Raw genomic sequence first — 6,488 nt, forward strand, 5'->3', positions numbered from 1 at the left:
TCGTCCCAGCTCCCGCACCAGTTCCAGCTCTATGAGCTTGGCCAGTACCTTTTCAATATGAACGCCTCTTATATGCTCAATTTCCTGTTTGGTAATCGGCTGCTTGAAAGCAATAATTGACAGGGTCTCCATCGCCGCCGCCGACAGTTTTTTATCCTTGGTCTCAGTCAGCTTTTCCACATAGGAAAAAACTTCCTGCCTGGTAGCCATCTGCCAGCCACCAGCCACTTGCTGCACAATCAGACCACTATGTCGTTCCTCCAGTTTCTGCTGGAGACTTACCAGCAATTCATTCAGACTTTCCGCATCTATATCAAAGATTGCCCGTAACTGCTGAACCGAAACCGGATCCCCGCTGGCAAACAGCACAGCCTCCAACGGTGCCATCAGTTCATCCAAGTTCATTCGTTTTCACCAACTCTGATTGAAATATAAATCTCTGAAAATTTATCCTGCTGCCATACCCGGATACTTTTCAGCTTTATCAGCTCCAGCATGGCCAAAAAAGTTGTAATCAGTTCAGACCGGTTATCGGAACTGAATGCTTCCTCAAAGGACAATTTCCCCTCATGCTTATTTAAAAGTGACAGCAGCAGCTCCATCTTTTCCGGTACGGTAAATTCCTCCGGCTCTACCAGCGCGTCGGGAATTTTCAGCTCCCGATGCATTGCTAACACATTATTGAAAGCACTCAGCAAATCCATCATGGACAGATTATCCGGTGGCAGATGATGAACCGGCAGTTCCATAGGCTGGCGGGTGAAAAACCGCTCCTGCTGGGCCTGCATATCCCCCAAAACACTACTGACTTCCTTGTATCGTTTGTATTCCAAAATCCGTTCGATAAGCTCCTGTCTTGGGTCAATGTCATCAGTCTCATCCGTCGTTTGGGATTTGGGTGGCTTTGGCAGCATCATTCTGGACTTGATTTGCAACAGCGTTGTAGCCATCAACAAAAACTCGCTGGCAATTTCCAGATTAAATTCCCGAAACTGGTCCAAATACTCGATATACTGCTCCGTCAGCTCAGCTATCGGAATATCATAAATATCGATTTTGTTCTTCTCAATAAGGTGCATCAGGAGCTCCATCGGCCCCTCGAAGCTATCCAGCCTTACTGAATACTTTTCCATATAGTTTATCCCTTGTATTTTTCGGTCTGCGCCTTGATAAGCTCTTCATCAGCAAAGTAGTTTATCTTCATGGCGTTTCTTACATCCTGCAGGGTGTTTTCGGCTACTCGTCTGGCTTCAGCACTACCAGCCTTTAAGATTTCGTATACACCGGCAATATCCTTTTCATATTCCTTACGACGCGCCCGGATTGGTTCCAGCTCCTCCTGCAAAATGCTGTTCAGGAACTTCTTGATTTTCACATCACCAAGTCCACCTCTGGTGTAATGTTCCTTCAGCTCATCCAGACTCTTGTATTCCGGCAGATACTTCTCAAAGTGCTCCGGCTTGCTAAAAGCATCCAAATAAGTAAATACTGCATTGCCCTCCACATGCCCCGGATCAGATACCTTGATGTGAGTTGGGTCAGTGTACATATCCATAACCTTCTTGCGAACCGTTTCCGCATCGTCAGACAGATAAATGCAGTTTCCGATGGATTTGGACATCTTGGCCTTGCCATCTGTACCAGGCAAACGACGGCATGTTTCGTTCTCCGGCAGCATAATCTCCGGTTCCACCAGGGCTTCCCCGCCATAAATCATATTGAAACGGCGAACTATTTCCTTGGTCTGCTCCAGCATTGGCAGCTGGTCCTCCCCAACTGGTACCAAAGTGGCCTTAAAAGCAGTAATATCGGAAGCCTGGCTGATTGGATAAGTAAAGAAGCCTACCGGAATACTCTTTTCAAAGTTCTTCTGCTGTATTTCGGCCTTAACGGTAGGATTACGCTCCACCCGGGAAACTGATACCAAATTCATATAATAGGTGGTAAGCTCAGTAAGCTGAGGAACCTGGGACTGAATAAACAAGGTAGACTTGGCCGGGTCAAGGCCAACAGACAAATAATCCAGCGCAACCTCCAAAATATTCTGGCGCACCTTTTCCGGATTTTCAAAGTTATCCGTCAAAGCCTGCACATCGGCAATCATAATATAAATCTTATCAAACTCACCGGAATTCTGCAGCTCTACCCGACGCTTCAAGGACCCTACATAGTGTCCAATGTGCAATCTTCCGGTTGGTCTGTCACCTGTCAAAATAATCTTTTCCATCTATCAAGAAACCCCTCTCAAAATTTATTATGTAAAATGTTTATACATGAAGTATCAAAGTAATAATTGCCTCATAAAGCCCTAAAATAAACCGGGACAACGGAATTAAAATACCACTTAAAACCGGTGTCATTATCATAACGATAAGAATTATAAAGCTGTAGCGCTCCAGCCCCATATATTTATAGGCGTATTCATTAGGCAAAAATTCCAGTAAAATCTTGGAGCCATCCAGAGGTGGCAACGGAATAAGATTGAATATGCCAAAATTGATATTAAACAGCACAATCATTGACAAAACAGTCTTAACCCCCAAGGACATGCCCATGTTCAGCTTGAAAAGCAGCATATAAACAAACATGGCAATAAAAGCCGTGATGAAATTGGCCATAGGACCAGCCAAAGCCACCAAAATATTACCCCGACGCATATCCTTAAAGTTTCGGGGATTAACCATCACCGGCTTAGCCCAGCCAAAATGTGCCACCAGCAACATAATAAGACCTATAATATCAATATGGGCTACTGGATTCAAGGTAAGGCGTCCTGTAATCTTTGGGGTAAAATCACCCATGGCAACCGCCACCCTGGCATGAGCATATTCATGCAATACCAGTGCCAACAGCAATCCAGGCAATCCCGCCACCAGACCCATTATACTAAAATCAAACATAATATCCTCCAATTATTTATTCATCATCCGATCAAGCATAAAAATCGCTGTAACGGACTTGCCATCATTGATGCGTCCATCCAGAACCATTTCCACAGCTTCTGCCAATGGCACCTTTACCACATTTATAAACTCATCCTCATCTGTATGCTGGGTACCGGCTTTCAGCCCTTTGGCTGCATAGATATAAATCACTTCATCAGAAAAGCCCACCGAGGTGGCCAGCTTGGACAAAAATTTGTACTCCTGGGCCGTATAGCCTGTTTCTTCACTTAATTCCCGCTTGGCACACTCCAATGGATCCTCACCGGAAACATCCAGTTTACCAGCCGGAATCTCCAAAGTTACCTCATCAATAGGATAGCGATACTGACGGACCAGAATGATTTCCCCCTGATCGGTAAGGGGAATAACCGCTGCAGCCCCAGGGTGCTTTACCCATTCCCGATACGCTTCACCGCCATTTGGCAGTTTTACTTTATCTTTTTTGATATGAAGCAAATTGCCGTCAAATATATTTTCACTTTCCAGCTTGGTCTCAATCAAATCCTCGTACATTATTAGCCTCCCAGCCACAACAAGTATAATATTAGCAGATTATTTGCCACCTGCATACTGTTTCTTTCTGGTTTCAGCATTTACCAGCATTTCCCGGGCATTATCCAGCGAAGCCGCTGACACATCTACACCAGAAGCCATCCGGGCAATTTCATTCACCCGCTCCCCCTGACTGAGGGCCGAAACATTGGTATAGGTTTGGCCATTGGCCACCTGCTTTCTGATATACAAATGTACATCCGCCATACAGGCAATCTGTGGCAAATGGGTAATGCAAAGCACCTGCTTTCCGGCCGCAATCATCGCAATCCGTTCAGCCACCATCTGAGCCGTCTTGCCACCTATGCCGGTGTCAATTTCATCAAAAACCATGCTGGCCGGAGAATCATCCCGAAAAGCCGTTACCGCCTTGATGGCCAGTACAATACGGGAAAGCTCACCGCCGGAGGCCACCTTCTGAATTGGCCGGGGAGGTTGGCCAGGATTAGCAGAAAACAGGATTTCCAGCTCATCAGCCCCCAAATTATTTAACGGAGCATCGGTGATGGCAAATTCCAAACTGGCATCCGGCATCCCCAAGGCATGCAAATGGTCCTCAATAGCCATGGCCAAACGATCACTGGCTTGTTTTCTTAACTCCGTAAGCCGACCGGCATTTTTTTCGGCTTCAGCCTTGGCCACAGCAATGTCCTTGGTCAAAGCCTCAATATCTGCATCATAATTTTCTATTTCAAACAGCTGCTCCTGGGCCTTATCGGCAAAAGCCAATATATCCCCGATGGTAGCACCATATTTTTTCCTAAGCTTATCTATTACATCCATCCGCCCCTGCAGCTTATCCAGCAGCCGAGGATCAAAGTCCAAATCGTCACCGTAATCCCTTACTTCATAGGCGGCTTCCTTTATCTGGGCATAGGCCTCCTGCAGAGTATTGGTCACCTTATCCAGTGATTCATCATAGCGGGATAAATCCTTCAGATTTTCCAGAACAACCTCCAGCCCACTGACAACTCCGGTTCCGGTGCTTGCTCCGCCATAAAGCTGTTCACAGGCTTCAGCTATATGACGGGATATTTTCTCACCATTGGCCAGCTTCTTTATCTCATGCTCCAATTCCTCATCTTCACCATCCTGAAGCTGTGCCGCTTCTATTTCCTGAAGCTGCCATTTCAGCATATCGATTTTCTGCTCATTGTCAGCCGAATTCTGCTGCTTTTCCTCCAGCTGATTTTCTTTCTGACGCAGCATACCAAAGGATTTTTGATATTCAGCCAAAGCCACTTCGATTCGGTCATCTGAACCATCCACCAGCTTAAACTGATTGGCCGTATTCAACAGCGCCAGATTTTCATTTTGGCCATGAATATCCACCAGCATAGTTCCCAACTTTTTCAGCACAGCCACTGTGGTATGGCAACCGTTGACCAGAATGGTTCCCCGGCCATTGCTGGTTATCTGCCTGGTAATTATAAGCTCACCATCCGGCACATCAATGGCATTTTCATTTAAAAAGCCAATAATATTCTCCTGATGGTCAATATTAAATATTGCTTCCACCCGCAGCCAATCTGCTCCGGTTCGGATAAGCTCCGACGACAGCCGATTCCCCAATATGGCCCCCAAAGCGTCAATCAAAATTGACTTACCGGCACCAGTTTCACCTGTTAATATGTTTAATCCCTTGTCAAAATCTATCTGAACCTGCTCCAAGAGAGCAAAATTCCATATAGTAAGCGTATTGAGCATTATCTATATCTCCCAGTTTCCTAACAGTCAATATATCATTTGATACCCATGCTCATGGCTTCCAGCTTCAGGACAATGCCCTCCACCTGATTTATTTGCTTCACCACAGCCAAAATCGTATCATCACCAGCCACTGTGCCGATAATTTCCGGCCAACGGGCATTATCCAAGGCAATGCAGACGGAATTGGCCGTTCCAGGCATAGTTTTTATAACAATTATATTTTCGCTGTAATCAATCTTCTTGACCATTTCCTTGAAAATTCGCTGCATCCTGTCCTCAGAATGCAGGGTTTGGGAATCCACCGGATAGGCATAACGATATTTTCCGTTGCCATAAGGAATTTTTACCAGCTGCATATCCTTAATATCACGGGAAACAGTGGCCTGAGTTACCTCTATATCCCTGGCCCGTAGGGCTGCTGCCAAATCCTCCTGAGTCTCAATTATCTGATTTTCGATAATCTGCCGTATTTTAGATTGTCTATGAGCCTTCATATGTTACCTCACTTTTTCTATCAAATACAGATAAGGGGCTGTTTCATCATGATTTGACAGCTGACATTTTACTACAGAATAATCTTCCTTTGGCAGCTCCTCCAAAAGAATAAGGAGATGAACCCCTTCCTCCTTGCCGGCTGGATGACCAGGATAAACCATAATGGAAATGACTCCGTTTACGGCCAGCTGCTCCATAGCCTTTTCCACGGCCTTTACCGTTACCTCCGGCACTGTGGTAATGGAATGGTCCCCCCCTGGCAGATAACCAAGATTAAATACCACCAGATCCAGCTTCTCCCGAATCACCTGACTGATATTCTCATGACTATCCAAAACATAGGTTATTTCATCCCTGTACTCTTCAGTTGTTTTCTTGGTCTGAAGCATAGCCATAGGTTGTACATCAAAAGCATATATATGGGCATCAGGCCGCTTGTGCCGGGCCAGATACAAAGTGTCCTTACCAGCACCTGATGTGGCATCCACTACTACCTTGGCTGTTTCCAACGATTTTGCCCACACGCCCTGGGCAATGGTCAGCATATTTACCGCAGTCTGCATCATGTATTCCCCCATAATTTATTTTTTAAAGTATCATAATAGTTTTTATCGCCAAATTTGATTATTCTGGCCGGATTTTTCCCCTTGCGGATATACACCACATCTCCCGGCAACAACTGAAAGCTTTCCTGACCATCAAAGGTCATCTGAATATCCTGATGAACAGCCGCAATATAAATCTGTACCTCATCCGTGTCCGGAATAATCATTGGACGGGCATCCA

General features: G+C 45.5%; 8 protein-coding genes and 1 pseudogene. All 9 read right to left on the bottom strand.

The window, feature by feature from the left end; translation table 11 throughout:
- Positions 1-405, bottom strand: a 405-nt coding sequence (scpB, locus tag QZV24_RS09675) for an SMC-Scp complex subunit ScpB (RefSeq protein ID WP_294523317.1), incomplete at its 3' end; no start/stop codon positions are given.
- Positions 402-1,133, bottom strand: a complete 732-nt coding sequence (locus tag QZV24_RS09680; protein WP_294523318.1) for a ScpA family protein — start codon at positions 1,131-1,133, stop codon at positions 402-404. The genes QZV24_RS09680 and scpB, both read right to left, overlap by 4 nt.
- A gap of 5 nt (positions 1,134-1,138) precedes the next feature.
- Positions 1,139-2,227 (bottom strand): tryptophan--tRNA ligase, encoded by a 1,089-nt coding sequence (gene trpS / locus QZV24_RS09685; protein WP_294523320.1) that lies wholly within the window; start codon positions 2,225-2,227, stop codon positions 1,139-1,141.
- 40 nt (positions 2,228-2,267) lie between these two features.
- Positions 2,268-2,900, bottom strand: a complete 633-nt coding sequence (locus tag QZV24_RS09690; RefSeq protein ID WP_294523322.1) for a site-2 protease family protein — start codon at positions 2,898-2,900, stop codon at positions 2,268-2,270.
- Positions 2,901-2,912: 12 nt separating this feature from the next.
- Positions 2,913-3,458 (bottom strand): NUDIX domain-containing protein, encoded by a 546-nt coding sequence (locus tag QZV24_RS09695; protein ID WP_294523324.1) that lies wholly within the window; start codon positions 3,456-3,458, stop codon positions 2,913-2,915.
- Between the two features lie 39 nt (positions 3,459-3,497).
- On the bottom strand, positions 3,498-5,204 hold the full coding sequence (recN, locus tag QZV24_RS09700) for a DNA repair protein RecN (RefSeq protein ID WP_294523325.1): 1,707 nt from the start codon (positions 5,202-5,204) through the stop codon (positions 3,498-3,500).
- A gap of 35 nt (positions 5,205-5,239) precedes the next feature.
- A complete protein-coding gene (argR, locus tag QZV24_RS09705) occupies positions 5,240-5,701 on the bottom strand; it encodes an arginine repressor (protein WP_290656555.1) in 462 nt (153 codons plus the stop codon).
- A 3-nt stretch (positions 5,702-5,704) separates the two neighbouring features.
- Complete coding sequence (locus tag QZV24_RS09710; RefSeq protein ID WP_294523329.1) at positions 5,705-6,268, bottom strand: class I SAM-dependent methyltransferase; 564 nt, start codon at positions 6,266-6,268, stop codon at positions 5,705-5,707.
- A pseudogene (locus QZV24_RS09715) lies at positions 6,265-6,488 on the bottom strand (NAD(+)/NADH kinase); the annotation flags it as partial. The pseudogene QZV24_RS09715 and the gene QZV24_RS09710, both read right to left, overlap by 4 nt.

The sequence above is a fragment of the uncultured Anaerovibrio sp. genome, assembly GCA_902786545.1.
Taxonomy (GTDB): Bacteria; Bacillota; Negativicutes; order Selenomonadales; family Selenomonadaceae; genus Anaerovibrio.

Excerpts from the sequence above, each read along its gene's own strand:
- argR (WP_290656555.1), bottom strand. The coding sequence starts at position 5,701 with ATGAAGGCTCATAGACAATCTAAAATACGGCAGATTATCGAAAATCAG.
- QZV24_RS09680 (WP_294523318.1), bottom strand. The coding sequence starts at position 1,133 with ATGGAAAAGTATTCAGTAAGGCTGGATAGCTTCGAGGGGCCGATGGAG.
- QZV24_RS09690 (WP_294523322.1), bottom strand. The coding sequence starts at position 2,900 with ATGTTTGATTTTAGTATAATGGGTCTGGTGGCGGGATTGCCTGGATTG.
- QZV24_RS09710 (WP_294523329.1), bottom strand. The coding sequence starts at position 6,268 with ATGATGCAGACTGCGGTAAATATGCTGACCATTGCCCAGGGCGTGTGG.
- QZV24_RS09695 (WP_294523324.1), bottom strand. The coding sequence starts at position 3,458 with ATGTACGAGGATTTGATTGAGACCAAGCTGGAAAGTGAAAATATATTT.
- trpS (WP_294523320.1), bottom strand. The coding sequence starts at position 2,227 with ATGGAAAAGATTATTTTGACAGGTGACAGACCAACCGGAAGATTGCAC.
- recN (WP_294523325.1), bottom strand. The coding sequence starts at position 5,204 with ATGCTCAATACGCTTACTATATGGAATTTTGCTCTCTTGGAGCAGGTT.